3 protein-coding genes are annotated in these 2124 nt (G+C 54.0%); all 3 read left to right on the top strand.

Annotated elements, in window-relative coordinates; translation table 11 throughout:
* The first annotated feature begins 200 nt into the window (after positions 1-200).
* The 3 genes from ACSZPU_RS25260 to ACSZPU_RS25250 all read left to right on the top strand — a co-directional run bounded on the left by ACSZPU_RS25260 (position 201) and on the right by ACSZPU_RS25250 (position 2067).
* Positions 201-767 carry a Csu type fimbrial protein gene (locus tag ACSZPU_RS25260; RefSeq protein ID WP_499004346.1) on the top strand — a complete coding sequence of 189 codons (567 nt, stop codon included), beginning with the start codon at positions 201-203 and terminating at the stop codon, positions 765-767.
* Positions 768-858: 91 nt separating this feature from the next.
* Entirely contained in the window at positions 859-1338 is a 480-nt protein-coding gene (locus ACSZPU_RS25255) for a Csu type fimbrial protein (RefSeq protein WP_499004344.1), read from the top strand.
* 15 nt (positions 1339-1353) lie between these two features.
* Positions 1354-2067 carry a fimbrial biogenesis chaperone gene (locus ACSZPU_RS25250; protein ID WP_499004343.1) on the top strand — a complete coding sequence of 238 codons (714 nt, stop codon included), beginning with the start codon at positions 1354-1356 and terminating at the stop codon, positions 2065-2067.
* The last annotated feature ends 57 nt before the right edge of the window (positions 2068-2124 follow it).

Genomic DNA, 2124 nt, shown 5'->3' with positions numbered 1-2124 from the left:
ATTCAGGCAACCGTCTGTGGTGTTTGCAGAGCTAAGATTGGCGGCTTAGCGTTGCACTTCGGAGTTGAATCCGCCACTTCATTGGTTGAACCTAATTTTATCAGCTAAATTTTTGTTATTGCTACTTTTGAGATTCATTTCTTCGGTAATTACTTTTCAATTTTATAACTCATTAGGTGCGTCATTTCCGGAGGTGCAACATGAACAAAATACGCCTTGCCCTGATTATCGGGGTAGCTGCGATGTCGGTAAATAATGCCGATGCTGTTACCAGTTCTGGCACAATTGGCGCAACGCTGACGTTATCAAACGGCTGCTTAATTAATGGCTCACCCTCACAAACCGGCATTAACTTCGGTACCCTGGACTTTGGTACTCAACCCGCCACCTTCAGCCAGTTAACGACGCAATTATCGGGAACAGGGGCCGGAGGAAGTACGTTTACCATTCAGTGCACCACGACCAGCTATACCGTTCAGATAATAAGCAACACCAACACGGCGACACCGACCACCACCGTGGGCACGCCGGGTGCAACGGCACGTTATCTCAGGACAGCGGCCAATACGCAGGGTGTGGCTTACAGCGTATTCAGTGATAGTGGGTTCAGTAACGAAGTGGGTAACGGGGTCAATATCCCGCGCGCCTCGACCTCTGGCGGGGTGGACTCTTACACCCTTTATGGCCGCATTACCGGTGGGGGCAACAGTGTAACAGTGCTGCCGGGGACCTATACCGATACGCTGAACGTGAGTGTGACCTACTGACGCAAATAACATGTGGGCAGACGGGAAATGTGCTTCTCAACGAAGAAGCCGGGGATTGCTGCGCGCCTTTTTTGGGTTAGGACTCTGCATCATGGCCTTACCCGAAAGAGCCGACGCTCTTACCGTCACGACAAAAACGTTTGCCGTGGGGGCGACTATTGCGTCGGGATGTTCAGTCACCAGCGGTACAGGTGGCGTACTGGGGACGCTGAATTTTGGCACTCATACCGGTGCGGAGAGTGGGCAGATTTCAACAAGTTTTGTGCCTAATGCTTCGCTCTCACTGGCCTGTACTCCCGGAGTTGCGTTGAGCATGGCGATTGACGGTGGGCTGCACTATTCCAGCGTGCGTTACCTGCAGCGCAGCGGTGGCACGCAGCTCATCCCGTACCGTTTGTACAGCAGCAGTTCGCTGGCGGCTAACTCCGAAATCATCATGAACCAGGCCGTTTCCGTCAGCTATACCGATGCAAATAATATCGCACTGAGCATTTTTGCTGCCGCGCAACTGACCGCGCTCAGTACGGCGGGGACGTATACAGATCAACTGACCGTGACCTTGTCATGGTAATAAGGGAGAAGGGATATGAGCGTCACCTCTGGGGCCGCAAAGGCGGCAGGTCTGTTACTGGTGGCGTCGCTGAGCATGGCGGCCGGGAACGCGAACGCCGCCGCGACCATACTACTCTGGCCCATCGACCCGTGGATGGGGCCTGAAACCAAAGCCACGGAGTTGTGGATCCAAAACCAGGGCAATACGCCTTCGACCATGCAGGTGCGGATTGTCCGTTGGCGCCAGGATTCGGGCAACGAACGCTATGAGCAACAAACAGACGTGGTGGCCAGCCCGCCCATCGTCACCATTCAGAAAGGCTCAAAGCAACTTATTCGTTTGATTAAGCAGGCTCAGGTTCCTGCGGGTGTCGAACAGGCCTATCGCATCATTGTTGATGAGATCCCCCAGCCGGATACCTCCGCCAAACCGCAGATAGGCATCAAATTACAGATGCGCTACTCCATTCCTCTGTTCGTCTATGGACAAGGTATCACGCTCTATCCCGACAGCGCCAACCACGCGTTGGTTCAGCCGGGTAGTTTAAGCTGGCAGGTGGTGCGTGAAAACGGCAGGCCCGCGTTGCAAATCGCCAATCGCGGCGACGTACATGTCCGGTTGACGGATGTCTCCGGGCGGCAGGGGGGGCAAACGCGCATTATTGCCGAAGGTTTAATGGGATACGTCTTACCGGGTGCGACGCGCACATGGCCCCTACCTGCAGGCTTACTAGGCTGTGTCCCTTAATCACCTGAGTTATAGTAACTGTCTTTTTCAACAACATATTGAACTATGGCTCGCTAC

Origin of the sequence: Phytobacter sp. V69, assembly GCF_965644215.1 — a bacterium.
Lineage (GTDB): Bacteria > Pseudomonadota > Gammaproteobacteria > Enterobacterales > Enterobacteriaceae > Phytobacter.
This window is presented reverse-complemented; position numbering and strand designations above follow the sequence as displayed.

Excerpts from the sequence above, each read along its gene's own strand:
- ACSZPU_RS25260 (WP_499004346.1), top strand. The coding sequence starts at position 201 with ATGAACAAAATACGCCTTGCCCTGATTATCGGGGTAGCTGCGATGTCG.
- ACSZPU_RS25255 (WP_499004344.1), top strand. The coding sequence starts at position 859 with ATGGCCTTACCCGAAAGAGCCGACGCTCTTACCGTCACGACAAAAACG.
- ACSZPU_RS25250 (WP_499004343.1), top strand. The coding sequence starts at position 1,354 with ATGAGCGTCACCTCTGGGGCCGCAAAGGCGGCAGGTCTGTTACTGGTG.